Here is a 26,576-nt window from a genome sequence, read left to right as displayed (position 1 = left end):
GCGCGTCAAGCGGCCCGTCGTGCGCCACGCGGCGCGCGACGGGCGCGATGCAGCCCGGGCTCAGGCCGACACTTCGATGATGCCGGGGATCTTCACGTCCGGGTTCACGTCCGCGTCGTAGTCGACGCCGGCGATCTCGAAGCCGAACAGGCGCAGGAACTCGGTCTTGTAGCCGGCGAAGTCGGTCAGCTCGTACAGGTTGTCGTTCGTCACGTGGTTCCACTGCGCGACGACCTTCGCCTGCACCTGCGGATCGAGCTCCTTGTAGTCCGCGCGCAGGCGGCCTTCTTCGTCGACATGCGGCGTCGCGCCGTACAGGCTGTCCTTGAAGAGCCCGTACACCTGCTCGATGCAGCCTTCGTGCGTGCCGGTTTCCTTCATCGTCCTGAACAGCAGCGACAGGTACAGCGGCATCATCGGGATCGCCGAGCTCGCCTGCGTGACGACGGCCTTCAGCACCGACACGCGCGCATCGCCGCCGTGCGCGGCCAGCTTGTCGCGAATCGACAGCACCTTCTTGTCGAGATCCTTCTTCGCTTCGCCGATCGAGCCGTTCCAGTAGATGTCGTGCGTGATCTGCTCGCCGAGATACGTGAACGCGGTCGTCTTCGCGCCGTCGGCCAGCACGCCGGCTTCATCGAGCGCGTCGATCCACATCTGCCAGTCCTCGCCGCCCATCACGGCGACGGTGCCGTCGATCTCTTCCTGCGTCGCCGGTTCCAGCGTGACGTCGCGGATCACTTCCTTGTCGGTGTCGAGGCCGCGGAACGTGACCGTCTTGCCGATCGGCTTGAGCGTCGAGCTGATGGTTTCGCCCGTCTTCGGATGCGTGCGGCGCGGCGCCGCGAGGCTGTAGACGACGAGATCGACCTTGCCGAGATCCTGCTTGATGGTGTCGATCGTGACCTGCTTGACCTTGTCGGAGAATGCGTCGCCGTTGATGCTGCGCGCATAGACCCCTTTTTCGGCGGCGAATTTCTCGAACGCGGCGCTGTTGTACCAGCCGGCCGTGCCCGGCTTCGTTTCGCTGCCGGCGCGCTCGAAGAACACGCCGAGCGTGTCCGCGCCCGCGCCGAAGGCGGCCGAGATCCGGGCGGCGAGGCCGTAGCCGGTCGACGCGCCGATCACGAGCACCTTTTTCGGGCCGTTGGCGATCGGGCCGTGCGAAGTCACGTAGTCGATCTGTTCCTTGACGTTGGCTTCACAGCCGACCGGATGTGTCGTCACGCAGATGAAGCCACGCACGCGCGGTTTGATGATCATGGAACCCTCTTGTGTAAAAGCGGAAAGCCTGGAAACGGCGAAGTTCGCGCATTGTAAAGGAAGCGGCGGCCGACGCGGCAAGCGCTCCCCCAAAACCCGCCGGCCCGCCGCCGGACATTTCTCTCTTGACAGAAATAACTGAAATGCCTAAATTTCACGCCATGGAACTCACACCGATTGCCGAACGATTCATTCTCCACTGGGGCGAAATGGGCTCGCGGTGGGGCGTCAACCGCACCGTCTCGCAGATCCACGCGCTGCTGTATCTGGCCGGCCGGCCGGTCGCGGCCGACGAGATCGCCGAGACGCTCAACGTCGCGCGCTCCAACGTCAGCACGAGCCTGAAGGAACTGCAGGCGTGGCGGCTCGCGAAGGTCGTGCACGTGCTGGGCGACCGCCGCGACCACTTCGAGACGTCGACCGACATCTGGGAACTGTTCAAGCTGATCGTGGAAGGGCGGCGGCAGCGCGAGATCGAGCCGACGCTCACGGTGCTGCGCGATTGCCTGACGAATCCGGAGATCGCGAACGAGAGCCGCGAGACCGAACAGCGCATCCGCGACACGCTGCAGTTCGTCGAGACGCTCACGACCTGGTCGGACGAAATGCTGCGGCTCAAGCCCGATACGCTGATGAAGGCGCTCGGCATCGGCGCGAAGATCAGCCAGACGGTCAGGCGCAAGCCGTCGTCGAAGTAAGCCGGAGCGGGCGCGCAGCCCGCTTTTTTTGAAGTGTGAGTTTCTGTTTATACAGAAATAACTGTAAATAGAGGATGAAAAGCGATGTGGTCAGCGCACGCGACGGAGGCATCGGCATGAATATCCTGGTTTGCGGCGCGAACGGCTTCATCGGGCGGGCACTGTGCGCGCAGCTCGACGCCGACGGCCATCGCGTGCTGCGCGGCGTGCATGCCGGGCGTCGGGCGGCGGGCCCCGGGGAGATCGCGATCGACTATGCGCGCGACGTGCGGCCCGAACACTGGCGCGCGCGGCTCGACGGGATCGATGCGGTGGTCAATGCGGTCGGCATCCTCGCCGATCGGCGCGGCGCGACGCTCGACGCCGTGCACCGTGCCGCGCCGTGCGCGCTGTTCGATGCGTGCTGCGGCGCCGGCGTCCGGCGGATCGTCCAGATTTCCGCGCTGGGCGTCGAACGCGGCGATACCGCGTATTTCGCGAGCAAGCTCGCCGCCGACGCGTACCTGCAGACGCTGCCGATCGATTTCCGGATCGTGCGGCCCGCGCTCGTCTACGGCACGGACGGCGCGTCCGCGCGGTTTTTCCGGATGCTCGCGAGCCTGCCCGTGCAGGTGCTGCCGGCGGGCGGCCGTCAGCGGCTGCGCCCCGTGCACGTGGACGATCTCGCCGAAGTCGTCGCGCGGCTGATCGAGCGGCCCGCCGCAGGCGACCGCATCGTCGACGTGGTCGGCAACGACGAAGTCGAATACCGCGAGATGCTCGCGATCTACCGGCGCGCGATGGGGTTTCCGCCTGCGATGCGCGTCAGTGTGCCGGGGGCGCTCTGCGGCGCGGCGGCGGCGCTGTCCGGGCGGATGCCAGGCGCGATGTTCACGCGCGACACGTGGACGATGCTGCGCGCCGGCAATACCGGCGAGCTCGCCGCGTCGAGCGCGGCGCTCGGCCGGCCGCCGCGCGGCCTGCGCGCGTTCATCGGCGCGCAGGCCGTGGCGCTGCGCCACGAAGCGCTCGCGGCGTGGCGGCGTCCGCTGCTGACGGGCTCGCTCGCGATCGTGTGGATCTGGACGGCCATCGCCAGCGCGTTCGTCCATCCGCTGCCCGCGAGCCTCGCGCTGCTCGCGCACGTGCACCTGACCGGAATCTCCGCGCTGGCCGCGCTCTATGCGGCATGCGCGCTCGATTTCGTATTCGGCATCGCGACCGTCGCCGCGCCTTCACGGCGCCTGTGGGCTGCGCAAGCGGCGCTGATCGTCGCGTACTCGGCCGTCATCGCGGTCACGATGCCGGCGCTGCTCGCGGAACCGTTCGGCCCCGTGCTCAAGAACGTGCCGATTCTCGCGATCCTGTTGATCCTGTTTGCTGAGGAGGAGCGTTCGTGAATACCTATCTCGTCGTCAAGGCGCTTCACATCCTGTCCTCGGTGCTGCTGGTCGGCACCGGGTTCGGCACCGCGTTCTACCTGTTCTTCGCGAACCGCACGCAGTCGGTGCCCGCGATCGCGGCCGTGTCGCGCCTCGTGGTGCGCGCGGACTGGTGGTTCACGACGCCGGCCGTGATCTTCCAGCCGGCATCGGGGCTCTGGCTCGCGCACACCGCCGGCTGGCCGTGGCATACGCCGTGGCTCGTCGCGTCGCTCGGCCTGTACCTGCTCGCGGGCGCGTGCTGGCTGCCGGTCGTGTGGCTGCAGCTCGAACTCGCATCGATGGCGAAGCGCGCGCATGCGAACGGCGACGCCGCATTGCCGGAGCGCTACTGGCGCTATGCGAAGCGCTGGGAACTGCTCGGCTATCCGGCGTTCTTCGCGATGCTGTCCGTCTACTTCCTGATGGTGCTCAAGCCGATGTGAGCGAGGCGTGCAAACGATGAATCCTGCTTCCCGATTTTTCGCTTGCAACGCGATCATCGATGGATTCGATGGAAAAGAATCCGCGATAATCAGACGATTCCGGAATCGCCGTACCCGACCTCAAAAGGAACAAGGAGACTGCATGCTGCACATCCTCGGCAAGATTCCGTCCATCAACGTCCGCAAGGTGCTGTGGCTGTGCACCGAGCTGAACCTGCCGTTCGAACAGGAAGACTGGGGCGCGGGTTTTCGCACGACCAACGATCCGGCCTATCTCGCGCTGAACCCGAACGCGCTCGTGCCCGTCATCAAGGACGACGATTTCGTGCTCTGGGAATCGAACACGATCATCCGCTACCTCGCGAACCGTTACGGCGGCGACGCGCTGTATCCGGCCGAGCCGCAGGCGCGTGCGCGGGTCGATCAATGGATCGACTGGCAGGCCTCGGACATGAACCGTTCGTGGGTATTCGCGTTTCAGGGCCTCGTGAGAAAGTCGCCCGATCACCAGGATCCGGCCGGCATCGCGCAGTCGATCGCGGGCTGGACGAAGCACATGCAGGTGCTGAACGCGCAACTCGACAAGACGGGCGCGTACGTGGCCGGCAATACGTTCACGCTCGCGGACATTCCGATCGGCCTGTCGGTGAACCGCTGGTTCGGCACGCCGTTCGAGCATCCGGAATTGCCGGCGGTTACGCGCTATGTCGAGCGCCTCGCCGCGCGTCCGGGCTTCGAAGCCTATGGCGGCAGCAAGAATCCCTGAGCGGCAGGCTGCGCGACCCGCGGCCTGCGCACCCCGGCGCGCGGGCCCGGCCGCGTTCACTCGCTGCGCGCCGGTACCGCGTCGAGCACGCGCGCGAGAAACGCCTCGTGGTTCCACGCGGCCTCCGGCCGCGACAGCCCGAGCCGCACGACCACCAGTTGACGGCTCGGCACCACGCTCACGAACTGGCCTTCATGGCCGACCGCATGAAACGCGTCGGCCGGCATCGCGACCGCATGCGGGCCGCGATCGTTGAACGGCTCCGGCACCTTGACCCACAGCTGCGCGCCGTACTCCTGGCGCGACGACTGCGGCGTCGCGCGCGTCAGGTAGCGTACCCAGCCCGCCGGCAGCAGCCGCTGCCCGTCCCACACGCCGTCCTGCAGCAGAAGCTGCCCGAAGCGCGCCCAGTCGCGTGCGCTCGCATACATGTACGACGCGCTGACGAGCGTGCCGGACGCGTCGGGCTCGAACACCGCGCTGCCCATGCCGAGCGGCGCGAACAGCGTGTGCTGGGGGAACGCGAGATAGTCGGTTTCCGTGCCGCCCAGCGCTTCGCGCATCACGCGCGCGACGATCGCGCTCGTGCCGCTCGAGTAGGACCACTGCGTGCCGGGTGCCGCCGCGAGCGGCTTCGCCGATGCGAACCGAGCGGTATCGGGCTGCGTGAACAGCATCAACGCGACATCGGACAGCGGGTCGTCGTAGTCCTCGTTGAATTGCAGGCCGCTCGTCATCCGCAGCAGCTCGTCGAGCGTGATGGCCGCGCGCGGATCGCCGCTGCCGCGCCATTCGGGCAGCAGCGCCGACGTATCGGGCGACAGCTTGTGCTGCGCGACGAGCGTGCCGACCAGCGCGGCCGTCACGGTCTTCGTCATCGACCAGCCGGGCAGCGGCGTGTCGGCCGTGAAGCCGGGCGCATAGCGTTCGGCGATCACCTGGCCGCGCCACATCACGACGACCGCGCGCGTGCGCCGCGGTCGTGCCGGATCGGGCTCGTCGAACGCGCGGTCGAGCGCGGCCTGCAGCTTGTGCGCGTCCACGCCGTCATCCGGCGCGGGCGCTGCCGCAGGCGCGGCGGGCGGCGGGGCCGGGTCGGGCAGCGCGGCCGGCAACGCGCCGGGCGACGGCCCGATCGCGAGCGTGCAGCCGAGTCCGGGCCGGAAGTCGGCTTCGCGTCCGGCGAAGCCGGCGAAGGTGGCGCGCGCCAGATGACGGGCGGGGTCGACCGACGGATGGACCAGCTTGAGCAGCGGATGCACGCCGGCCATGATGTCGACGTCGATCACGGACGCGGCAGGGCGGCCCGATACATACACGCCGGAACACAGCGCCTTCGCCGCATAGCCGGTCGCGACCGGCGCGAGCCGGGACAGCATGTAGCCCGCGTAGCCGATCGCGGCGATCAGCGCGAGCGCGGCGGCGCGTCGAAGCAGCGGCTTGAAGGGTGTCGTCATGCTGGGGTTGTCTGCCGTCGGGTCACGATCGGCAGTGTCGCAGGTTCGGGCCGGCGGTGGCAATCGCGCGCGAGTGTCGCGGCGCATGATGCCGCCGTCCCCCAGGCAAGGCCCGGGATCGAGCGGACTCCCCCGGCGGAACGGAAAGACAGGTCGACGCGCGACGCGTCCCTCGGCCGCGCCCCCGGTTGCGCGTCGCCTGAGATCGAATGGGCCGCCGCCGATTCTGGCGTGGGCGGCTTGCCTGGTTACCGCGTTATTGCTGATTGTTGCCGTTCGGACGCAGGGTCCAGACCGTCGCGGTATTCGTGTTGTCGTCGACGGCCGCGAATTGCGGCTGGCGCTGGCTGCCCAGTCCGAACGCGAGGCCGAATGCGGCTCCGGGGACGGTGTCGACCTGCATTTGCGCGACGAAGCGCCCGTCCACCGTGAATTCGACGATCTCGCTCGGCTGCAGCGGGTCGGCGTTGACCGCGTCGCCGTTCGCGGTCACGAGATGGCCGTTCGGTGCGAGCGCCAGCGCGAGCGGGCCGTGCAGGTGCGCCGCGTCGAAGTAGATCATGCGTCCGACGCCGCCGTTGCGATTCGTCGACGCCGCGTTCTGGATCGCGAACACCGCGTTGTCGCCGGTGGAGGCGACATACAGCACGTCGATGTTCGGGTCGTACGCGAGGCCGGTCGGGCCGACGACGAGCGCATTGGGATCGGTTCGATTCACGTAGCCCGACGCGATGATGCGCGAGCCCGGCAGCATCGTGACGCCGTCGCTGTTGTCGAACATGAGATCGATCCGCGCCACCGTCCCGTTCAGGACATTCGAGACGAACGCGGTCACGCGCCGGCCGCGATCGATCACGGTCATGTCCCACGGCCCGTCGAGCAGCGCCGCGCTGGCCAGTTGCGTGACGAGATTGCCTTGCGGGCCGATGACGAGCAGCGAGCCCGGGGGGACCACGGTCTTGCCGTCCGGCGCCGGGACGTTGCCGACCAGCACGAAGCCGCTGCGCAGCACCGCGAGCGCGGTCGTCAGGCCGAGATTGCTGCCCTGGAAGAACGTCGCCGGCGTCTTGCCGGGCGACAGCTTCACGATCGTCGTGCCGGTGCCTTGCGCGTTCGACGCCGCGTTGAAGTTGGACACGACGACGTCGCCGGGTTTCAGCGTGCTCCAGTTCGGCACGCCGCGCGGCACGAACGCGATGCCGTATGGGTTGAGGTCGCCGTTCGTCGGCACCGTCGACGCGATGACGGACGACGGCGGCAGGATCGTTCCGCCGTCGGCCCACGCGAAAGCCGACGACAACGCGACCAGCCCGGCGCCGCAGACCGCGCGGCGTAGCGTGCGCGCCATCGCGCGCGACGTGCGGGCGATGGCCGGCGGGTCGGGGGAACGACAGGAGGGGAGAGGGTCCATGGCATGACTCCGGTAGACGATCGTGAAAGACCATCCGGGCTGCCGGCCTGCGCAGCCGACGGGTGTCCGGCGCAGGCTCGCGCGCGGCGTTGCGGCGCGAAGCGGCGCTGTGCGTAAACGCACTGCCGCACACGGTTATTCCTTTCGTCTGCCGCATAGGTTGCGCGTGCATCGATGCATGCCGCGCGCAACCTGACAGGTTGAAATCCGTCCGGCGGTCGGCCGATAATCGTCCGGACTCGATCGACATCCCGGACTCACGCTTATCGGAACCTGCCATGGCCTATGACACCCACAACCCGTTCGCAAAAATCCTTCGTGGCGAACTGCCGTGCGTGAAGGTCGCGGAAGACGACACGACGCTCGCGATCATGGATCTGATGCCGCAGGCCGACGGCCACGTGCTCGTGATCCCGAAGGAGCCGGCCGCGCAGATCTTCGACTTGTCCGGCGATGCCGCCGCGGCCGGCATCCGCATGACGCAGCGCGTCGCGGCGGCGGTGCGCGCGGCGCTCGAGCCGGACGGCGTGTTCATCGGCCAGTTCAACGGCGCGGCAGCCGGCCAGACGGTTCCGCACGTGCACTTCCACGTGATCCCGCGCTGGGAAGGCGTTGCGCTGAAGCTGCACGCGCGCGACGTCGCTGATGCGGCGACGCTCGAAGCGCTCGCGCAGCGCATTCGCGCGCGCTTCGTCTGAAGCGGGCGCGCATCGCGACAGGCGATGCGGCGAGCAGGGCGCGGCGCCCGGCTCGCCGGGTGTTTCGGCGGTTATCCCGGGTAACACGTGTAACGGTGCGCGAAACGTCTCCCAAGCGCGCGGGCGCTACACTCGGTTCATCGCTTCATCGGACGATATGGGCTGCTGTTCGGGCCTTTCGCAGCGGACGCATCGCGTCCCGCGGCGCAGCCTTCGCACGGCGTTGTTCGTCCTGTACCGGGAACCCTCATGTCCAGACTTCTCATTACGCTTGCCCTGATCGGCGGCCTGTCCGGCTGCTACGTCGCGCCGCCGTACGGCTACGCGCCCGCGCCGGCCTACTACGGCTATGCGCCGGCGTATTACGCGCCGCCCGTCAGCGTCGGGATCGGCGGCTCGTTCCGGATTCGCTGACGCGGCGCCGGCCGTAATCGGGCACAAACGGCCGCAAAACAGGCACGGGCTCGCCGGGATGCCGCCGTCCTATACTTCTGCGGAAAACACTCGTCCCAGCGAGGCAGCCATGACGCTCACGCCCAAGGTCGCCGCCCTGTCGGGCATCGCCACGCTCGTCTATCTCGGGCTCGCGGTGCTCGGCAGCGGCGGGTTCGCGGCCTTCTTCTCGCATCCGCCGCTGACCGTCGTCGCGATCGCGACCATCGTCATGACTGTCGTCGCGGCCTTCAGCAGCGGCAACCTGAGCAGCGGCGAGCGCGAGAACCGCGACAACCGCTGGGTGCTCGCGGCGTTCGGCGCGATCGGCTTCGCCGCCGCATACCTGCCCGCGCTGACCGACCGGCTGAATGTCTGGACGCTGGATGGGGAAACGCTGCGCTGGGCCGGCGTTGCGCTCTACGTCGCGGGCGGCGTGCTGCGCATCTGGCCCGTGTTCGTGCTCGGCAAGCGCTTCAGCGGGCTCGTCGCGATCCAGCCGGGCCATACGCTCGTGACCGACGGCATCTACCGCCGCATCCGCAATCCGAGCTATCTCGGCCTGCTCGTCAATTCGGTCGGCTGGGCGCTCGCGTTCCGCTCGGGCGTCGGCGTGCTGCTGGTCGTGTTGACGATGATCCGCCGCTCGTCGCGCGTATCCGCTCCGAAGAGGCGCTGCTGCGCGCGCAATTCGGCGCCGAGTACGACGCGTATTGCGCGCGGACCTGGCGGCTGCTGCCCGGCGTGTACTGACCCGCTTTGCCCGTCGCACGCGACCGCGAGTTGCGTTTGCGCGACGCGGCCGGCACCTGATTCCGGAGGGCCGGAACCTCTGCGCAAGCCAGTGCCGGCGCGGGTTTCCGGGCTTGCCGCGACAGGTGCGCCGAGTGTTTCCTAAGCGCAAACATCTTGTTACCACAATGTAGAGGGCAAGCGTCGGGGACCGATGCTATTCTTCGCCGCAAGCTCATTGAAATGAATTGGTCCGACGCTGCGCACCCTGCATCGAACGGGCCGGTCGACGCGAATCGTCATACCAGAGCGAACCCTCGATAACCAGATTGCGAACAAGGAAGAACACGGGAATGTGGAAGAAAATCGCCCCCGCTCTCGTCGTCGCCGCGCTGACCGGCGCGACTGCGCTGCCGGCACTGGCAGGTGACATGAACAACGCGCTTGGCGGCGCGCTCGGCGGGGTAGCCGGCGCAGCGGTCGGCGGTGCGCTCGGCGGCAGCACGGGCTCGGTGATCGGCGGCGCCATCGGCGGCGGCGCGGGTGGCGCGGTGACGTCGAACCGTCGCGAGCGTACCGGCGCGATCATCGGCGGCGCCCTCGGCGGCGGCGCTGGCACGGCGGCAGGCAATGCGATGGGCGGCCGCACGGGCGGCCTGCTGGGTGCGGCGGTCGGCGGCGGCGCCGGCGCGGCGCTCGGCGGCAACATGTCGCGCAGCAACTCGTATGACGACGATCGCGGTGGCCGCCGTCACCACCACAAACATCATCGCCGCGACTGGGACTGATCGTCCCCGCGTGACACGCCGGCGTGAGCGGTGCGCGACCGGCGCGCCGCAATACGCGGCGGTCACGCTCGAGACCCGGCCGGGCGGCGCGCGCCGCCCGCGTCCGCCGGGCACTGCAGGTTTCCTCGCTGCACCCGATCTCCTGAATTTCTCCCGATCCGCACGCCGCGTGCGTGTGCCTGCCTGATTCCACGCATGTTTTTCGTACGCCGTTGCGCGCCGCGCGGGTAGTGGGAAATCGAATGGAATCCATCGCAACATTTAATTGGTGAATCGCGGGCGACTCCGATATCGTCAACCGTGCCCGTCGCCGTTGCGTCGCCGCAAGGCCGTGCGGGCCGGCGAGCGCAAGCCGAGCCGCTTTCACGTTTCCCCGGCAACGGCGTCACGCCGCCGCGGAACGGACCAACCCATTGCCTGGATGCACTATGTCTAAGACAACGTATTACGCGCCGCATGGCGGCCACCCGCCGCAGACCGATCTGCTGACCGATCGCGCGATGTTCACCGAGGCGTACGCGGTGATCCCGAAGGGGGTGATGCGCGACATCGTCACGAGCTGGCTGCCGTTCTGGACGAACACGCGCCTGTGGGTGATCGCCCGCCCGCTGTCGGGTTTCGCGGAAACCTTCTCGCAGTACATCGTCGAAGTGAACCCGGGCGGCGGCAGCGACAAGCCCGAGCAGGACAAGAACGCCGAAGCCGTGCTGTTCGTCGTCGAGGGCGAAGCCGAGCTGACGCTGCAGGGCACGAAGCACGTGCTGAAGCCGGGCGGCTACGCGTTCATTCCGCCGGGCGCGGACTGGACGCTGCACAACGTCAGCGATGCCGCGGTGCGTTTCCACTGGGTGCGCAAGCATTACCAGGCCGTCGACGGCATTCCGCTGCCGGAAGCATTCGTGACCAACGAGCAGGACGTCGAGCCGATCCCGATGCCGGGTACCGACGGCGCGTGGGTGACGACGCGCTTCGTCGACATGAGCGACATGCGCCACGACATGCACGTAAACATCGTGACGTTCCAGCCGGGCGGCGTGATTCCGTTCGCTGAAACGCACGTGATGGAGCACGGGCTGTACGTGCTCGAAGGCAAGGCGGTCTATCGCCTGAACCAGGACTGGGTCGAGGTCGAAGCGGGCGATTTCATGTGGCTGCGCGCGTTCTGCCCGCAGGCATGCTATTCGGGTGGCCCCGGCCGCTTCCGCTACCTGCTGTACAAGGACGTGAACCGTCACATGAACCTGACGCTGAACCCGGCGCGCTGAACGAAACGCGTGATCGCTGAATGGGCCCGCCGGTGCAAGCCGGCGGGCTTTTGATTGGGGCGTGGAGGATTGCCGGGGAACATGAAACGGAAGCGGAGAGTGACTTACTGAACGGCTGTTCGTTGGTCAACCGGATTGACAGGCTCGTTCTTCGCAGTATCCCAGTATCGAAGTGCGGCCGGAATCTTCTTCGGTTGCCTGAAGTGGTCCCAAGCCATAAGGGCCATTGATTCACCTACTGCCAAAGCCACCATTGAAAGCCAGTATGTCCAGTCTCTGGTGGGGAGGAAATGATCGCCCTTGAATAGGACGTCAATGGCTGCCATGGTTATGGCAGCCACCATCAACAGTCCTCCGACCCATAGTCTTACAACTGCAGATCGTCGCTGCCGTAGTCGATGCTGGCTGCTTTCAATATCCACTTCAAACAGGACTTGTTGCTGAATCGAGCGTCGCATCCCGTTCACTGGTCCTGAAAGGCTAAAACTCACCGGACCTCGTGCACTGTATTCGATCTCCACGGCCACACCGTGACCGGGTGCCATGTATGAAAACGCAATGGCTCTCTCTTTCGAGTGGTTTTTGGGTCGACGCAAAAACGTTCTTTCCCCTGTCAATCTGATGTCAGCGGTCTGGTCGCTTTCGAAACGCATGCTGACGTCATTCAGTTCGCCACTGCCTGAGAGGACTAGTCTGAGTGGTTTGGATTTGAACAGATCATCTGCCTTGAGTGGAACCTGCCCGCTGTTGAAGATGAAACCAATGGCCTTGTTTGTTGAAAGAACCCCATGTGTCGGCCGGTTGCCCCGACTCTGAAAACAGTTCCTGATCTTCGAGGCAACAAATCTTATCCAGCCAGGCAAATTGAGCGGACGTCGCTGTGGTCCGTACCAGCATACAAATGCAAGTCCCTTCACGCCGCGTCTTTCCTTTCGAACGCCGTCAAAAAAATCAAAGGCATATTTGAGAGGCACAGCAAGAACTGCTGGGGCAATGAGAAGTTGGGCAAGTGCGTCGATATTCATTTTCGATCCCGTTCTATTTCATCTATATCGTTTCGGGTGTGAATGCGAACAGGCAACCTATTTGCATGCACCTCGATTCATTTTCGCTCAGAACAGCGAGCTTCGTGGGTCTCGCACATAAACGAGTGCCGCAAGCTGGCCACACTCTCATCCCTAAATAAAATTTAGCCTGCCAAACTTTGGCTAAAGAATGTTCCGGTTTCGCGCAATCCCTTCGACAATGCGCGCCTTTCGCGACGAGCGGCGACAGGTCGCGCGCCGCGGATTCACGGCATCGAAGAAGGAGCCCGACATGACCGACCCCCCCGCTTCCCCACCTCCCGCGCCGCCGCGCCGCCGTCGCGCATGGCGCACGCTCGCGGGCGCGCTGCTGGGCCTGACGCTCGCGTGCGCGGGCATCGGCGCATGGACGATCCATCGCATCTGGACGCAGCTGCCGTCCGTCGAGCACCTGGCCGTCTATCGTCCCGCGCTGCCGCTGCGGATCTTCTCGCGCGACGGCGATCTGCTCGCCGAATACGGCGTCGAGCGGCGCGAGTTCGTGCCGCTCGAACGCATCCCGCCGCTGATGCGGCACGCGCTGCTCGCGGCCGAGGACGCGAAGTTCTACCAGCACGGCGCGGTGGATGTCGGCGGCCTCGCGCGCGCGACGTTCGCGAACGTCGTGACCGGGCAGCCGGGGCAGGGCGGCAGCACGATCACGATGCAGGTCGCGCGCAACTTCTACCTGACGCGCGACAAGGTGCTGAGCCGCAAGCTCGCCGAGATCCTGATGGCGGCGAAGCTCGAACGCGAATACAGCAAGGACAAGCTGCTCGAGCTGTACATGAACGAGATCTATCTGGGCGAGCGCGCGTACGGTTTCGCGGCGGCGGCGAACGTGTATTTCGGCAAGCCGCTCGACGCGCTGAACGCGGGCGAGGCGGCCGTGCTCGCGGGGCTGCCGAAGGCGCCGTCCGCGTTCAACCCGGTCGTCAATCCGGCGCGCGCGACCGCGCGGCGCAACTACGTGCTCGGGCGGATGCATGCACTCGGCCAGCTCGACGACGCGACTTATCGCACGGCCGTCGACGCGCCGATCGCGCTGGCGACCACGCCGCCGCCCGGGATCGTCGCCGCGCCGTACGTCGCCGAACGCGCGCGCCGCATGATGGTCGAGCGCTTTCACGACGACGCCTATACGCTCGGCCTCGACGTGACGACGACGATCTCGATGCGCGACCAGCGCGCGGCCGAAGCCGCGCTCGCGCGCGGGCTGCGGCGCCAGCCGGCGGCGCGCGACGCGAAGCCCGCGCTCGAAGGCGCGCTCGTGTCGCTCGATGCGGCCACCGGCGACATGCTCGCGCTCGTCGGCGGCGCGGATTTCAATCGCAACGTGTTCGACCATGCGCTGCAGGCGTATCGCCAGCCGGGCTCGAGCTTCAAGCCGTTCGTCTATTCGGCCGCGCTGGAGAAGGGCTACTTCCCGGGCGTGCTCGTCGACGATACGCAGCGCACGCTCACCCATGCGGAAACCGGCGCGCGGCCGTGGCGTCCGCGCAATTTCGGCAACCGCTACGAGGGTTTCATCCCGGTGCGGCGCGGTCTCGTGCGCTCGAAGAACCTGGTCGCGGTCAGTCTGATGCAGGCCACCGATGCGCATTACGTGCAGCAGCACGCGGTGCATTTCGGCTTCGACGCACAGCGCAATCCGGCATCGCTGCCGCTCGCGCTCGGCGCGGGCGCGGTGACGCCGCTCGAACTCGCGAGCGCGTACAGCGTGTTCGCGAACGGCGGGACGCGGATGGAGCCGCGCCTGATCCTGTCGGTGAAGCAGCGCCACGGCGGCGCGATGTACGAAGCGTCGCCCGCGGCCGGCACGCGCGTGATCTCCGCGCGCAACGCGTTCATGATGGACAGCATGCTGCGCGACGTCGTGAAGGCCGGCACCGCACGCGGCGCGCTCGCCCTGCGCCGCGACGACGCCGCCGGCAAGACGGGCACGTCGAACGGGTCGAAGGATGTGTGGTTCGCCGGCTACTCGTCGGGGATCGTCGCGGTCGCGTGGCTCGGCTACGACACGCCGCGCCCGATGGGGCGCGCAACCGGCGCGACGCTGGCGCTGCCGGTCTGGCTCGACTACATGAAGACGGCCGTCGACGGACGCACGCCGGTCGATGCGACGCCGCCGCAGGACGTCGCGCTCGTCGACGGCGATTTCGTCTACGCCGAATACACGCGCGGCACGTGCACGGCCGACGTGCCGCCGTTCGTGCGCAGCGACTTCGCGTGCGCGGCCGTGCCTGCGCCGGCGGGCGCGTCCGCCGTGGCCGGACATGACGCGGCGGCGGGCGTCGCGATGCCCGCGGCCGTCGACGCGGCCGAGCGCGAACGCGTGCTCGACCTGTTCCGTACCGACGACTGACGCGCACCATGCATACGCTTTATCTGATTGCGATCGTCGCGGAAGCGATGTCGGGTGCGCTGATGGGCATGCGGCGCGGGATGGACCGCTTCGGGCTCGCGCTCGTCGGCGCGGTGACGGCGCTCGGCGGCGGCACCGTGCGCGACGTGCTGCTCGGCCACTATCCGCTCGGCTGGATCGCGCATCCCGAATACCTGGTGATCACGCTCGTCGCGGCAACCGTCGCATCGTGGGCCGCCCGCCGTCTCGCGCGCATGAAGACGCTGTTCGTCACCGTCGACGCGATCGGCCTCGCCGCGTTCACGATCATCGGCTGCGACATCGGCGCGTCGACCGGCGCCGCGCCGATCATCGTCGTGCTGGCCGGCGCGATCACCGGCGTGTGCGGCGGGATGCTGCGCGACCTGCTGTGCAACGAGATGCCGCTGATCCTGCGCGAGGAACTGTACGCGAGCGTAGCGTTCGTGACGGGCGCGTTGTACGTCGGGATGCAGTACCTGGGCATCGGCGCCGACGTGGCGACCGCGGTCGCGCTGGTGGCCGGCTTCTCGATGCGGATGCTGGCCGTGCGGCTCGGGTGGAAGATGCGCACTTTCGGCGCGGCCGACGTCGAGCGTTGAAGGTGGCGAAGCGCCGGGCGACGCCGGCGGCCGGCGTTCAGTCCGGCTGCATCACCTGGAAGACATTGCCTTCCGGATCGAGGCCGTCGAGCAGCCGGTACGGGAATCCGTCGAAGCGCTTGACGTCGCGCACGGCGACGCCGTCGCGCGCGAGACGGTCGCGATGCGCGTCGATGCCCGATGTGATCGAGAAGACGAGCTTGACGCGCGTCGCGTGCGGAGGTTCGGGCGCGGCCGCGCGCCGAAACGCCGGGCCGGCCAGATGCAGCGCCAGCTCGATGTTGCCCGCGTCGAGCACCGCCCATTCACCGTCGATCTCCTCGACGACGGGCAGGTCGAAGTAGCGCAGGTAAAACGATTTGATGGAAGCGACGTCGTGCACGTAGAGCAGCACGCGGGTCATCGGAAGCGGCATGCGAGTCTCCTGTTTCCGAGCGAAAGATTGGTGGGCCGGCGCACGCTCGCGATCGGCATGAACGGACCCTAAGCCGGCACCATGACCGGCGGCGCACCGTCGCCGGTTTCCACCATCTTCACCGAAAACCCGTAGCACTGCGCGACATGCGCGGGCGTCATCACGTCGCGCGGCGTGCCGTGTGCGACGATCGTGCCGTCGGCGAGCATCGCGATCGTATCCGCGTGCCGCGCGGCGAGGTTCGGATCGTGGACGATCGCGAGCACGCCGAGCCGCCATTCGCGCGCGACCGAGCGCACGGTGTCGAGCAGCCGGTGCTGGTGCGCGAGGTCGAGCGCGGCGGTCGGCTCGTCGAGCAGCAGGTAGCGGGGCTGCGCGGCATCGTCGCCGCCGTCGTCCGGCCAGAGCTGCGCGAGCACGCGCGCGAACTGCACGCGCGCGAGTTCGCCGCCCGACAGCGTCGTGACGTCGCGGCCGACGAGCGCGTCGGCGCCCGCGCGTTCGAGCGCGCGCCACGCGATGTCGCGATCGCGATGCGACGTCGCGCCGCTGCGCCGCGCATGCGGATAACGGCCGAGCAGCACGATTTCGTCGACGCTGAACGGAAAGGCCGGCTGCGCGGCCTGCGGCAGCACCGCGCGCAGGCACGCGAGGCGCGGCGCGTCGATGCGCGCGAGCGGTTCGCCGTTCAGCGTGATGTCGCCGGTCACGCGTGTGCCGGCCGCCGAGCCGCGCCCGGTCAGCTCGCCGGCGAAGGTCTTCAGCAGCGTGCTCTTGCCCGCGCCGTTGCGGCCGAGCAGCGCGGTCACGCGGCCCGGTTCGATCGACAGCGACAGGTCGCGGAGGATGGCGTTGTGGCGGCGCGCGACGTCGAGATGGTGAGCGGTCAGCATGGTCGTCGTGAAGAAAGGGCTCGCTGGCGTGGCAAACGGCGCGGCGTCAAACCGCGCCGGGCGCGGCCTCGGAGATATGCCACAGCACGCCGGCCGGGTCGAACAGAAAAGCGACGCGTCGTCCCCACGGCTGCATCTTCGGCTCGATCGGCGCGTTGACGGCATAACGTTCGGTCAGCCTGAGCGCATCGATGTGCCGCCACCATGCATCGAGATCGCTGACGACCATCTGCAGCATGCTGTTGTTCGCATGGGCAGGCTCGTAGAAATCCTGCAGCAGGATGCTGTGCCGGCCGAAGTGCAGTTCGGCAATGGCATCGCCGTCGAAGGTCAGCGTGAAGCCGAGTTCGACATAGAAGCGCTTGCTCGTGTCGAAATCCCGGGACGGTACGAACGGGCGCAATGCGTTGATCGTCGATGCGAGTGATGACAAGGCAATCTCCAGCGAGGTGGGGCGGATCGATCCGGCAGGCCGTCGAACGTCCGGCGCGCTCATCCGCCGAGCGCGCCGCGGCTTTTCCACAGCAGCGCGAGAAAGAACGGCGCGCCGAGCAGCGCGGTCAGCACGCCGAGCGGAACTTCCGCCGGTGCCGCGACCGTGCGCGCGGCGAGATCGGCGGCGAGCGTCAGCAACGCGCCGAGCAGCGCGGCGCCGGGCAGCACGACGCGCTGGTCGGGGCCGCACGCGAGGCGCACGCAATGCGGCGCGACGAGCCCGATGAAGCCGATGATGCCGGCGCACGACACCAACGCGCCGACCGCGAGCGCGACCGCGACGAGCACGCGCCGCTTCAGCCGCTGCACCGGCACGCCGAGGTGCAGCGCCTCGGTTTCGCCGAGCTGCAACGCGTTCAGCGCGTCGCGTTCGCGTGCGAGCAGCACGCAGCCGATCGCGACGCACGGCGCGACGGCCGCCAGCGCGGACCATTGCGCGCCGCCGAGGCTGCCGAGGCTCCAGAAGGTCAGCGAACGCAGTTGCGCATCGTCGGCGACGAACGTGAGCAGCCCGATCGCCGCGCCGGCCAGCGCATTGATCGCGATGCCGGCGAGCAGCAGCAGCGGCAACGCGAGCCGGCCGCGCGACGCGGCGAGCCGGTAGACGAGCGCGGCGACCGCGAGCGCGCCCGCGAACGCGGCGACAGGCAACGCGGCGGCACTCACGTGCGCGGCGAACAGCGCGGGGCCGAGCACGATCATCGTGGTCGCGCCGAGTGCCGCGCCGCTCGACACGCCGACGAGCCCCGGATCGGCGAGCGGGTTGCGGAACAGCGCCTGCATCGCGGCGCCGGCCGCGCCGAAGCCGCTGCCGACCAGCAGTGCGAGCGCGACGCGCGGCGCGCGGATGTCGAGCAGTACCGCGCGCGCCTGCTGCGCGGCGGCGTCGCCGGTCAGCGCGGCCCAGGCTTGCGTGAGCGGAATGCGGTACGCGCCGACGCACAGCGCGACGACGGACATCGCGCACACGAGAACGGCGAGCGCGGCCAGCGCGAACGGCGCGAAGCGGCGCGACGTACCGATGCGCGCGGCGCCGGAGCGCGACGCGGGCGACGGTGCGGGGAAGGGCGAAGCGTGAGCGGGCATCGGGGCGATCCGGAATCAGGCGAGCGCATCCGACAGCCGTCGGTGCAGGGTCGTGACGGCGAGCGGCAGGCGCGGGCCGAAGCCGAGCAGGAACAGCGCATCCAGCGACACGACGCGCTGCGCGCGGCCGGCCGGCGTCGCGCCGAAGCCGGGCGTGGCGAGCAGCGCCGCGCGCCCGCCGACTGCCGCGAGCCCTTCGTCGGAGATCAGCACGACGTCGGGCGCGGCGGCGGCGAGCGCCTCGGTCGTCAGCGGCTTGTAGTGATCGAAACCCTGCATCGCGTTGCGTGCGCCCGCGTAGCGGATCATCGCGTCGGCGGCCGTGCGCTGGCCGGCGACGAGCGCCTGGTTGCCGGTATGGTTCAGCACGAACAGCACGCGCGGCGGCTGCGCGCCGCCGGGCGCGCGGGCGGCGACCGCGGCACGCGCGGCCTGCCAGTCGCGATCGAAACGTTGCAGCAGCTCGGCGCCTGCGTCGCGTACGTCGAGCGCCTGCGCGACACCCGCGATCTTCGCGCGCACCGATTCGACGTCGTGCCGTTCGTCGAATGTCGTCACCGCGACGCCCGCGCCCTTCACCTGCGCGATCGCGGTGGGCGGGCCGGCTTCCGCCGACGCGAGCACGAGATCGGGCCGCAGCGACAGCAGCCCCTCGGCCGACAGCGCGCGCTGGTAGCCGACTTTCGGCAAACGCTTCGCGGCATCGGGATACGTGCAGGTCGTGTCGGCGCCGACGAGCCGGTAGCGCGGCGTCGGCGCCGCCGAGCGCGAACGCGGTTTCCGCGAGCGCGCCGCCGATCACGACCACGCGCTTCGCCGGCGTCTGCGCGCGCCCCCGGCCCGGCAGCGCGCCCGCGAGCGCACCGACCGCCGCGCTCGCGAGCAGGATGCGGCGCTGCCGGCTGAGCGGCCCGCGGCTCACCGTGCGTCTCCGTGCTCCGCCGGCGGCAGGCCCGCCACCAGCGCCCGCCAGTCGTCGCGTTCGACCTTGCCGGGCTTGCGCTCGCCGAACAGCAGCGCGACGTGGTCGCCCTGCCGGTCGAACAGCTCGAGCGACGTGACGATGCCGTCGCTCGTCGGTTTCTTCACGACCCACGCGGCGGCGATCAGATCCTCGCGCACGTGCAGGTTGAAGCCCGGGTCGAGCACGTTGATCCACGCGCCGACCTCGCGCACGTTCGCCACCGGGCCCGTATGAATCTGGATCATCCCCGCGTTGCCGACGAACACCATGATCGGCTGGCCGCTGCCGGCCGCGCGTTCGAGCGCGTGACGCAGCGCACGCGTGCCGACCGGATACGCGTATTGCGGATCGGCGAGGCGCAGCGCCTGCATGCGGCTCACGCCGAAGCGCTGCGTGATGCCGAAGAACTGGTGCGTGTCGGTCATCGCGTCCCACGCGGCGCGAAAGCCGGTGACGTCGATCTCGGTGTCGGCGCGTTCGGGCGTCTTCGGCGCGGCGGGCGCGACCTCGAGGCCCGGCTCCTGCGACGGCGCGCGCCAGCGTTCGACGAACGCGTCGTACGCGGCGTGGTCGCTGTGCGCGCGCAGGTAGACCTTGTGGATCGCATGCCCTTGCGCGTCGAAGAACTGCAGGCTTTTCAGCGGGCCATGCGCGGTCTCGTCGCGCACCGCGAACGCCGACACCCAGTGACGATAGAAGATGCGCAGGTCGATATCGCCGAGCGCGAGGCCGACGGGCCCGTCGTGGCTCATCTGCGCATACTCGCCGTCCTTCTCGTGGACGGCCGTATCGTTGCGCGTGAGCGCCATCACGCGGCCGAGGCGCGGCATTTCCTCGAACATCGCCGGAAAGCGCGCGTCGAGCCGCACGACGTGCTCGCCGACGAACGCGGCGAGCGCCTCGCCTTCGCTGACGCCGAGCGCCTGCGCGACGTCGCGGTTGCGCAGCTGGCGCTCGGTCTTGAGCTTGAGGAACGCGTCGCGCAGCGCGGCGGCCGCACGGGCCGGCGTGGCCGGTTGACCGGGAAGGGCGGATTGCATCATGTCGGACTCCTTCAAGTAACGGTTGGGGTGGGAGCGCGGGCGGCGCGCATCAGAAATCCACTTTCATGCTGACGGCGACCGTGCGTCCGGACGACGTATACGCATCGAGCACCTGCGAATCGGCTGCGATCCCGCGCACGTCCGACCAGTTCCAGTATTTGCGGTCGAACAGGTTGCGGATGCCGATCGTCGCGCTCACGTGCTTGTTGAAGCGGTAGCCGCCGCGCAGGTCGACGACGAACGACGACGGCGGCGAGAAGCACGCCTTGTTCGAGCAGTCGGACTTGTCGATGTCCTTGTCGCGTTTCGCGGCCTGGAACAGCAGGTCGGTCTGCACGAACCAGCGTTCGGTCGGCTCGTAGCGCACGCCGAACACGGCGGAGAACGGGTTGACGGTGTTGAGCGGCTGGCTCGCCGCGCCGTCGTTCTGCGTCGAACCCTTGGTGAACGCCATCGCCGTCTTCAGCGTGATGCCGTTCGGCATCACCCATTCGGCGCGGCCTTCGAGGCCGTGAATGCGTGCGTCGGCGAAGTTAACGTACTGGAACACGAACGGGTCGGCCGGCCGGCCGCTGCCGGCGATCGTCGTGCGCGAGATGAAGTTGCGGTAGCGGCCCGTGAACGCGGCCGCGCTGTAGCGCACGACGCCGTAGCCGGTGCCGGCTTTGCCGCGCAGGCCGGCTTCGAACGTATCGCTCGTCTCGGGCTTCAGGTTCGGATTGCCGATCGACGTGTAGCCGTACACCGGGTTCGAGAAACTGCTGTTTACCTGATCGGGCGTCGGTGCGCGGAAGCCGTGCGCGTACTGCACGTACGGAATGACCGCGGGTGTGATCTCGTAGAGCACGGCGACGCGCGGCGACAGTTCGTTCGCGCTGGTCGACACGGCCTTGCCGGTGAACAGCGGATCGTTTTCGGTCGGGCTCAGCCGGTACGTGTCGAAGCGCAGGCCCGGCGTGACGAGCAGGCGGCCGTAGCCGATCTGGTCCTGCAGGAACGCGCCGAACAACGTGTAGTCGGTGTCGGGGAACGCCTTGTTCGGGAACGCCTCGCCGACGCCCGGCACCGTGCCGTCGCGCATGTTCGTCACGCGCGACACGCTGCCGTCGACGCCGTACAGCAGCTTGTGCGCGAACGGCCCGGTCGCGAAGCCGCTTTCGGCGAACGCCGAGCCGCCGAACGTGCGTTCCTGGTACTGGTTGTCGCGCGAACGCGAAGGCTGCTTGCCGCGCGTCTCGAACGCGTACTGGTCCTGCTTCGCGCCCTGGTAGTAGAACTGCACGTGCGCGGTCTGGAACCAGCGGAACGCGTCGTCGCGGAAGTCGTAGTCGACGCTGAAGCGGTTGCGCTCGAGCCGGTCGTAGGTCGTGAGGCCGAGCGTGGTCGGCGCATTGATCGCGGACAGCACGTCGGTGCTCACGCGCCGCTGCACCGTTTCGGCGGTGAACCTGATCGTGTCGCGCGTGGTCGGCGTCAGCACGAGCTTGCCGAGCAGCGATTCCGAATAGACGTCCTGCGGATTCGACGTCGTGCGCAACGTGCTCGCCGAGTTGTTGCTGCCGCGCGTGTCGACCTCGTGGCCGCGCCGGCCGTCGGCGATGAGCATCCCCTGGATACGATCGTTGCCGCCCGCGGCCGATACGGTCGCGCCGATGCTGCGGTCGGCCGAGTCGTAGCTCGGCCGGAACGACAAGTAGTAGGGCTTGTTGTAGATCGACAGCAGGTCGTGCGGATCCTTCGTGATGAAGTTCACCGCGCCGGTCAGGCCGTCGCTGCCGTAGAGCGCCGACGCCGGCCCGCGCAGGATCTCGATGCGCTTGAGCGTGTCGAGATCGGCGTAGTCGCCGCGCCCCGCTTCGAGCGGGCCGAACGAGAACGCGTTCGGCAGGCGGATGCCGTCTTCCATCAGCAGCACGCGATTGCCTTCGAGGCCCCGGATGTTGATGCTCGAATCGCCGTCGCGGCCGCCGCCGAGCGCGGCGCTGCCGGGCCGGTACGCGGTGCGGCGCACCGTGATGCCCGGCTCGTAGCGCAGCGCGTCCTTGATGTTGGCGGCCTGCTGTTCTTCCAGATCCGCGTCGGTGATCACCGAGACGGACGCAGCCGTGCGGCTCGCGGCCGTTGCGGTGCGGTTGGCCGTGACGGTGACCGGGTCGAGCAGCGCCGCATCGCCGCGCGTGGCCGCGGCGAGCATGGTGGCAGGCGGGGTGGCGCCTTGCGGCGACGAATCGGCGTGAGCCGTGGCGGCGGACAGGCCGAACGCGCCGAACAGCGCGGCACAGATCGGCCGCCGCGCCAGCGTATAGCAATGCACAGGTGGTCTCCCATTGACGAAAACAAGCCCGAAGGCTGGCTGGGTGACGCGTTCACCTGGCTGGCCCGTTCGCGCATGCGAGGCGGCGAACGGCTGGAGGAAAGGAAAAGGGTAAAACGTGCCGAATTGTAAATGAGAATTATTATCAATTCAAGGTGGTTGAGCGCGCCGGGTGCCGCGAGGCGGCAATGACGCGCGGACGCCGCAAGCGCGGACGCCGCGTTACGACAGCGATTCGATGCGGATCAGCAGGTTGCGCGCATGCGCGATGAATGCGTCGTGCGTGTCGCGCTCGCTGCGGCCCTCGAGGTGGTGCTCTTCCGCGAACGCGATCTGCTCTGCGAAGATCTCGCCGAGCGTGTGGCGTGCGTCAGGGGGAAGCGCGCGGATCATCGACACGATCAGCAGTTCCTGCGCGCGAAGCGTGCCGGACAGCGATTGAGCGTTCATGCGGACCCCCTTGGTCGATGCGGCGCCGGGCGCCGGTCTTTCCATACTAGGCGGTCGGCGCGTGGGCGTCGCGGTGCGGCGCATTCGCGGGAGGGTGGGGAGGCCCGCGTCCGTCACGCGTAACGGAGTGAAGACGACAGAATTGATATCACTGGATTTTTTTTAAAATCATGGAGTTAATGGATTTATTGAGCGTGTTTCTTGCAGTCAATCTCGTTATCACAATTGCGCCGTCAGAGCTTTTTTGCTTGATTGTTATTGACGTTGCTTGTGATGAGTTGGGTGTTGATGATGTCGTTGGGGTTGAAATGATTTTATTGGGTCAAAGGTTTCTGCCGACAAGAGGGAAATTCGGTGGAGCAGTCAAGGGAATATCGGTAGCTTCCAGAGTTTCCCGAAAATTGCTGCCTTATGAGGTCAAGCACAAGACTCTGCCAACGGTAACGTCGTTCAAGAGTCTCATGCTTCTTAGGGTTAAGTTTACGAGGGAACTTGGCGTTTTTGTTGGACGGGCGATCCTGGTAGTCGGTTGGGTTATTACCGCGGTCGACATATCGATCATAATGCATCGGTCTGGAGTCAAGTACAATGGCTTGGTTAAACCGGAGGATCGCCTTTAATGGATGCTCGTCTAATAGAGATGGTGAGGGATGAGGCGGATTCGCCGTTGTGGGGAGAGCTTGAAATCACCTCGGAGACAGATCTCTGCATTGATCTGGAAATTTCCGATAGAGCCATGCTGAGGCTGATGAAGAAGTTCTCGGAAACTTTTGATGTTGATATCAGTGATTTCGATATAAATTATTATTACCCGTCAAGAAATTTAAAATTTGGGCGATTTGTTTTGGAAACATTGAAGTCGCCATTTAGTGCAGGCGCCAGAGATAAAGTGCTGGAACGCCCTCTCACAGTTGGGATGATGGAAGTTGCAATTAAAACTGGGCGGTGGGAAATGTAACGAATCCATGCGCATGACATGTCTCTATGCTTCCCTGACTGAACGGAACGAATGAGCAACAATGCTTGGAAATATTGGCGAGAAGCCGTCGATTCGGGTGTCATAAAACAGAAACCCCGTTAAATCAATGATTTACGGGGTTTTGTGCCATATGCGGCGGAGAGGGAGGGGAAAGCGGCCGGAAGCACTCAGCCGGCAGTGGCGGCCGCCGCCTGCGCATCGCGCACGACCTGCGCGACGCGTTCGACGAACGCGACGTCGACGCTCGACAGCGCTTCGCGCTTGCCGTCGGGCATCTCGACCATCAGGCGATACGTGACGTCCTGCGTGGTCCACGCGAGATAGCCGACGACGGCGAGCATCACGCCGACGACGAGCGCGGCGCTCGATCCGGCGATGCCGCCCGCGACGGCGGCGGCCGCGCCGATCAGCGAGATCAGCGACGGCACGAGACGGTTCTTCGGAATCTTGACGACATCGACGTGGCGGATGTCACGCAGCGCGAATACCTGCCCGGCGGCCGACAGGCCGTTGCGCGTGATCGTCACGCCGCGTTCGTTGAATGCGTTTTCCATCGTGTGTTGCGTGGACGAAAACGCGCAGCGTAGCAGACTTCAATGCCTCCTCAAACGGGGCCGAGTGCCGCACGCGAGGCGGCAGCGCGTCAGAACTGCAGCCGGCCGTCGCCGTAAAGCCGGCCCGGCACGTGCGAGGCGACGACCTCGGCGATCTCTTCGTCGGTCGATTCGGCCGGCACGATCTGGCGCCGCGCGGGTGCGTCGAGATGCATCGTCCATTCGACGAGACGATACGGACGCCCCCACGGGCGCTGCATTTCGACCGATACGCGGCAGCTCTGGACCGGCATCGAGTGTTGGCACGTCAGAATCGCGTGCAGATGGCTGAAAACGGTATCTTCGATCATCATGGCCTCCGATCCTGTCTCATGGTGGCCGGCAGCCGCGCCGCCGGAATCAAAAAAAAAGCCGCCGATGTTCAGGCGGCCAACAGGGGGGGTGAGAGCATCCTCTCAGCCCAGAATTAAGCGAAACTTAAAAGCCCATAAAAAAGCGCCCCGCGTGGAGCGGGGCGCTTCTTGCCGTCGTGATCCGCGAGTTAAGCGGATGCTTTAGAACTTGTGACGGATACCGATACGTGCGGCGATCTGGTTCTTCGAACCCGTGCCCGACGTGTTGAAGTAGCTCGTGCTCGAGCCGATCTGCGCGGCGACGTTCGTGGTCCCCGTGTTGCCCGATGCCTGCTGGTACACGACCAGGCCGTACACGTCCGTACGCTTGCTGAGTGCGTAGTCGAGCGCGAGGTCGCCCTGGTTCCAGTGAGCCGAACCGCCGTTTTGCGTCGCGTTCGTGTACGTGTAGCCTACGCCGCCCGACAGGGCCGGCGTGAACGCGTACTTCGCGCCTGCTTCATACGCGTTGTAGAACGTGCCGCCCGCGCCCGACACGGTCGAGAACTGCGTACGCGTCCACAGCAGCCATGCCGTTGCCGGGCCCCAGACGTAGCGGCCGCCCACACCGTAGGTGCGCAGGTCGCGGACGTTGCCCGTCGAGATGTTCGCGAGGCTCAGGTTGAAGTTGGACGAGCCGTTCGGCGCGATCGACTGGCTCGGGAAGCGGATGTCCGTGTACGCTGCGCCGACCGAGACCGGGCCGTTCGCGTAGTTCAGGCCGAAGCTGTATGCGCGCGACGAGCCTGCCGTCGTCGTCGTGCCCGACGTCGTTGCCGGTGCGCCGGCGAAGTCCGTCGAGTTCGAGAAGCCGTACAACGCGCCGAACGTGAAGCCCGAGTAGTTCGCGCTCTGGAACTTCACGGCGTTGTTGATGCGGCTCGACGTGAGCTGGTCGATGTCGTTCACGTGGTACGCGTAGTTGCCCGCGACCGTGTTGCCGCCCGTCGAGTAGTTCGAGCCGAGGATGTCGGTCGAGAACGAGTACTGGCGGCCGAACGTGACCGTGCCGTATTGCGACTGGCTCAGGCCGACGTAAGCCTGGCGACCGAAGATCGCGCCGCCCTGGCCGATCGTGCCGTTACCGCTGTTGAAGCCGTTTTCGAGCACGAAGATCGCCTTCAGGCCGCCACCGAGGTCTTCGGTGCCGCGCAGGCCCCAACGGCTGCCCTGGGCAACGCCGTCGTCATACTTGAACAGGCGGTCATTGCCGGTTGCCGTCTTCGAATGGTTTGCGAAGCTGATACCGGCATCGATGACGCCGTACAGCGTCACGCTGCTTTGTGCGTGCGCCGTGCCGGCCGTTGCTGCCAGGGCGGCGATGGTCAACAGTTTCTTGTTCAAAGGATTCTCCGAGCGAATGAATGGCGTGTCCAGTTGCGGTTCCGGCGCTCTTCAGGCGCGTTTGCGGACCGGTGGCAACATTAACGGCCGGCGGCGTAATGAATATGACAGCGACTGTCATATGAAGAATGTGTGGCGCCGATGCGACACCCAATCATGCCCGGTTGCGATCGCAGCGGTTATGCCGATTTCGGCTGAGGTTCGACCCGGATCGGGAATATGCACATGAAATAAGCTTGGTT

26 protein-coding genes and 2 pseudogenes are annotated in these 26,576 nt (G+C 67.1%); 13 read left to right on the top strand and 15 right to left on the bottom strand.

Annotated elements, in window-relative coordinates:
- Nucleotides 1–60: 60 nt before the first annotated feature.
- On the bottom strand, nucleotides 61–1,263 hold the full coding sequence (fabV, locus tag WT26_RS33900; RefSeq protein ID WP_069274995.1) for an enoyl-ACP reductase FabV: 1,203 nt from the start codon (nucleotides 1,261–1,263) through the stop codon (nucleotides 61–63).
- A gap of 161 nt (nucleotides 1,264–1,424) precedes the next feature.
- Between fabV and WT26_RS33895 the strand changes: the two genes are divergently transcribed.
- From WT26_RS33895 to WT26_RS33880, 4 genes are all read left to right on the top strand, one after another.
- A complete protein-coding gene (locus WT26_RS33895) occupies nucleotides 1,425–1,961 on the top strand; it encodes a GbsR/MarR family transcriptional regulator (protein ID WP_069274994.1) in 537 nt (178 codons plus the stop codon).
- A 116-nt stretch (nucleotides 1,962–2,077) separates the two neighbouring features.
- On the top strand, nucleotides 2,078–3,340 hold the full coding sequence (locus WT26_RS33890; protein ID WP_155774712.1) for an SDR family oxidoreductase: 1,263 nt from the start codon (nucleotides 2,078–2,080) through the stop codon (nucleotides 3,338–3,340).
- The gene (locus tag WT26_RS33885; protein ID WP_069274992.1) at nucleotides 3,337–3,807 is read left to right on the top strand and encodes a DUF2269 family protein; all 471 of its coding nucleotides are present in this window, start codon (nucleotides 3,337–3,339) and stop codon (nucleotides 3,805–3,807) included. The genes WT26_RS33890 and WT26_RS33885 overlap by 4 nt, the downstream gene beginning before the upstream one ends.
- A 142-nt stretch (nucleotides 3,808–3,949) precedes the next feature.
- On the top strand, nucleotides 3,950–4,573 hold the full coding sequence (locus WT26_RS33880; RefSeq protein ID WP_069274991.1) for a glutathione S-transferase family protein: 624 nt from the start codon (nucleotides 3,950–3,952) through the stop codon (nucleotides 4,571–4,573).
- A 56-nt stretch (nucleotides 4,574–4,629) separates the two neighbouring features.
- On the opposite strand, the gene WT26_RS33875 is transcribed toward WT26_RS33880, so the two are convergent.
- Together WT26_RS33875 and WT26_RS33870 are read right to left on the bottom strand one after the other, a co-directional pair.
- Nucleotides 4,630–6,030 carry a serine hydrolase domain-containing protein gene (locus WT26_RS33875; RefSeq protein WP_069274990.1) on the bottom strand — a complete coding sequence of 467 codons (1,401 nt, stop codon included), beginning with the start codon at nucleotides 6,028–6,030 and terminating at the stop codon, nucleotides 4,630–4,632.
- A 256-nt stretch (nucleotides 6,031–6,286) separates the two neighbouring features.
- A complete protein-coding gene (locus WT26_RS33870; RefSeq protein ID WP_231130500.1) occupies nucleotides 6,287–7,441 on the bottom strand; it encodes a hypothetical protein in 1,155 nt (384 codons plus the stop codon).
- 278 nt (nucleotides 7,442–7,719) lie between these two features.
- Here WT26_RS33870 and WT26_RS33865 point away from each other — a divergent pair, with 278 nt between their 5' ends.
- The 5 genes and pseudogenes from WT26_RS33865 to WT26_RS33850 all read left to right on the top strand — a co-directional run bounded on the left by WT26_RS33865 (nucleotide 7,720) and on the right by WT26_RS33850 (nucleotide 11,356).
- The gene (locus WT26_RS33865) at nucleotides 7,720–8,139 is read left to right on the top strand and encodes an HIT family protein (protein ID WP_069274989.1); all 420 of its coding nucleotides are present in this window, start codon (nucleotides 7,720–7,722) and stop codon (nucleotides 8,137–8,139) included.
- 249 nt (nucleotides 8,140–8,388) lie between these two features.
- A complete protein-coding gene (locus WT26_RS38220; RefSeq protein WP_196774812.1) occupies nucleotides 8,389–8,553 on the top strand; it encodes a hypothetical protein in 165 nt (54 codons plus the stop codon).
- Between the two features lie 109 nt (nucleotides 8,554–8,662).
- Nucleotides 8,663–9,324 (top strand): annotated as a pseudogene (locus WT26_RS33860) (methyltransferase family protein).
- A gap of 332 nt (nucleotides 9,325–9,656) precedes the next feature.
- A complete protein-coding gene (locus tag WT26_RS33855; protein ID WP_069274988.1) occupies nucleotides 9,657–10,091 on the top strand; it encodes a hypothetical protein in 435 nt (144 codons plus the stop codon).
- A gap of 428 nt (nucleotides 10,092–10,519) precedes the next feature.
- On the top strand, nucleotides 10,520–11,356 hold the full coding sequence (locus WT26_RS33850) for a bifunctional allantoicase/(S)-ureidoglycine aminohydrolase (RefSeq protein ID WP_059523261.1): 837 nt from the start codon (nucleotides 10,520–10,522) through the stop codon (nucleotides 11,354–11,356).
- 104 nt (nucleotides 11,357–11,460) lie between these two features.
- On the opposite strand, the gene WT26_RS37885 is transcribed toward WT26_RS33850, so the two are convergent.
- Nucleotides 11,461–12,381, bottom strand: coding sequence for a hypothetical protein (locus WT26_RS37885; RefSeq protein WP_155123285.1), 921 nt, complete (start codon nucleotides 12,379–12,381; stop codon nucleotides 11,461–11,463).
- Between the two features lie 292 nt (nucleotides 12,382–12,673).
- Between WT26_RS37885 and WT26_RS33845 the strand changes: the two genes are divergently transcribed.
- Together WT26_RS33845 and WT26_RS33840 are read left to right on the top strand one after the other, a co-directional pair.
- Nucleotides 12,674–14,785, top strand: a complete 2,112-nt coding sequence (locus WT26_RS33845) for a penicillin-binding protein 1A (protein ID WP_069275231.1) — start codon at nucleotides 12,674–12,676, stop codon at nucleotides 14,783–14,785.
- Between the two features lie 8 nt (nucleotides 14,786–14,793).
- Nucleotides 14,794–15,405 (top strand): trimeric intracellular cation channel family protein, encoded by a 612-nt coding sequence (locus tag WT26_RS33840; RefSeq protein WP_069274987.1) that lies wholly within the window; start codon nucleotides 14,794–14,796, stop codon nucleotides 15,403–15,405.
- Between the two features lie 37 nt (nucleotides 15,406–15,442).
- Here WT26_RS33840 and WT26_RS33835 read toward each other — a convergent pair whose 3' ends face one another.
- The 8 genes and pseudogenes from WT26_RS33835 to WT26_RS33800 form a co-directional block, all read right to left on the bottom strand.
- Nucleotides 15,443–15,820 carry a VOC family protein gene (locus WT26_RS33835; protein ID WP_069274986.1) on the bottom strand — a complete coding sequence of 126 codons (378 nt, stop codon included), beginning with the start codon at nucleotides 15,818–15,820 and terminating at the stop codon, nucleotides 15,443–15,445.
- Nucleotides 15,821–15,888: 68 nt separating this feature from the next.
- Nucleotides 15,889–16,713, bottom strand: coding sequence for a heme ABC transporter ATP-binding protein (locus WT26_RS33830; RefSeq protein WP_069274985.1), 825 nt, complete (start codon nucleotides 16,711–16,713; stop codon nucleotides 15,889–15,891).
- A 46-nt stretch (nucleotides 16,714–16,759) separates the two neighbouring features.
- Entirely contained in the window at nucleotides 16,760–17,146 is a 387-nt protein-coding gene (locus WT26_RS33825) for a VOC family protein (protein WP_059634790.1), read from the bottom strand.
- Between the two features lie 59 nt (nucleotides 17,147–17,205).
- The gene (locus tag WT26_RS33820; RefSeq protein ID WP_069274984.1) at nucleotides 17,206–18,294 is read right to left on the bottom strand and encodes a FecCD family ABC transporter permease; all 1,089 of its coding nucleotides are present in this window, start codon (nucleotides 18,292–18,294) and stop codon (nucleotides 17,206–17,208) included.
- Nucleotides 18,295–18,309: 15 nt separating this feature from the next.
- Nucleotides 18,310–19,216: pseudogene (locus WT26_RS33815) on the bottom strand (heme/hemin ABC transporter substrate-binding protein).
- Nucleotides 19,213–20,301 (bottom strand): hemin-degrading factor, encoded by a 1,089-nt coding sequence (locus tag WT26_RS33810; RefSeq protein WP_069274983.1) that lies wholly within the window; start codon nucleotides 20,299–20,301, stop codon nucleotides 19,213–19,215. The pseudogene WT26_RS33815 and the gene WT26_RS33810 overlap by 4 nt, the downstream one beginning before the upstream one ends.
- A gap of 49 nt (nucleotides 20,302–20,350) precedes the next feature.
- Nucleotides 20,351–22,615, bottom strand: a complete 2,265-nt coding sequence (locus tag WT26_RS33805; protein ID WP_069274982.1) for a TonB-dependent hemoglobin/transferrin/lactoferrin family receptor — start codon at nucleotides 22,613–22,615, stop codon at nucleotides 20,351–20,353.
- A gap of 222 nt (nucleotides 22,616–22,837) precedes the next feature.
- Nucleotides 22,838–23,065, bottom strand: a complete 228-nt coding sequence (locus WT26_RS33800; protein WP_069274981.1) for a hypothetical protein — start codon at nucleotides 23,063–23,065, stop codon at nucleotides 22,838–22,840.
- Nucleotides 23,066–23,244: 179 nt separating this feature from the next.
- On the opposite strand from WT26_RS33800, the gene WT26_RS33795 reads away from it, so the two are divergent.
- Together WT26_RS33795 and WT26_RS33790 are read left to right on the top strand one after the other, a co-directional pair.
- Nucleotides 23,245–23,685: an STM2901 family protein gene (locus WT26_RS33795; protein ID WP_069271930.1), complete on the top strand. Its 441-nt coding sequence runs from the start codon at nucleotides 23,245–23,247 to the stop codon at nucleotides 23,683–23,685.
- The gene (locus WT26_RS33790; RefSeq protein ID WP_069274980.1) at nucleotides 23,685–24,023 is read left to right on the top strand and encodes a DUF1493 family protein; all 339 of its coding nucleotides are present in this window, start codon (nucleotides 23,685–23,687) and stop codon (nucleotides 24,021–24,023) included. Before WT26_RS33795 ends, WT26_RS33790 begins: the two co-directional genes overlap by 1 nt.
- A gap of 188 nt (nucleotides 24,024–24,211) precedes the next feature.
- Here WT26_RS33790 and WT26_RS33785 read toward each other — a convergent pair whose 3' ends face one another.
- From WT26_RS33785 to WT26_RS33775, 3 genes are all read right to left on the bottom strand, one after another.
- Complete coding sequence (locus tag WT26_RS33785) at nucleotides 24,212–24,598, bottom strand: DUF6232 family protein (RefSeq protein ID WP_069274979.1); 387 nt, start codon at nucleotides 24,596–24,598, stop codon at nucleotides 24,212–24,214.
- 89 nt (nucleotides 24,599–24,687) lie between these two features.
- Nucleotides 24,688–24,948, bottom strand: coding sequence for a DUF2866 domain-containing protein (locus tag WT26_RS33780; protein ID WP_011353838.1), 261 nt, complete (start codon nucleotides 24,946–24,948; stop codon nucleotides 24,688–24,690).
- A gap of 204 nt (nucleotides 24,949–25,152) precedes the next feature.
- The gene (locus WT26_RS33775; RefSeq protein WP_069274978.1) at nucleotides 25,153–26,334 is read right to left on the bottom strand and encodes a porin; all 1,182 of its coding nucleotides are present in this window, start codon (nucleotides 26,332–26,334) and stop codon (nucleotides 25,153–25,155) included.
- Nucleotides 26,335–26,576: the final 242 nt, after the last annotated feature.

This window comes from Burkholderia cepacia (assembly GCF_001718835.1).
Lineage (GTDB): Bacteria > Pseudomonadota > Gammaproteobacteria > Burkholderiales > Burkholderiaceae > Burkholderia > Burkholderia cepacia_F.
Note: the sequence above shows the minus strand (reverse complement) of the source record. Positions and strands in the feature narration are given on the sequence as shown.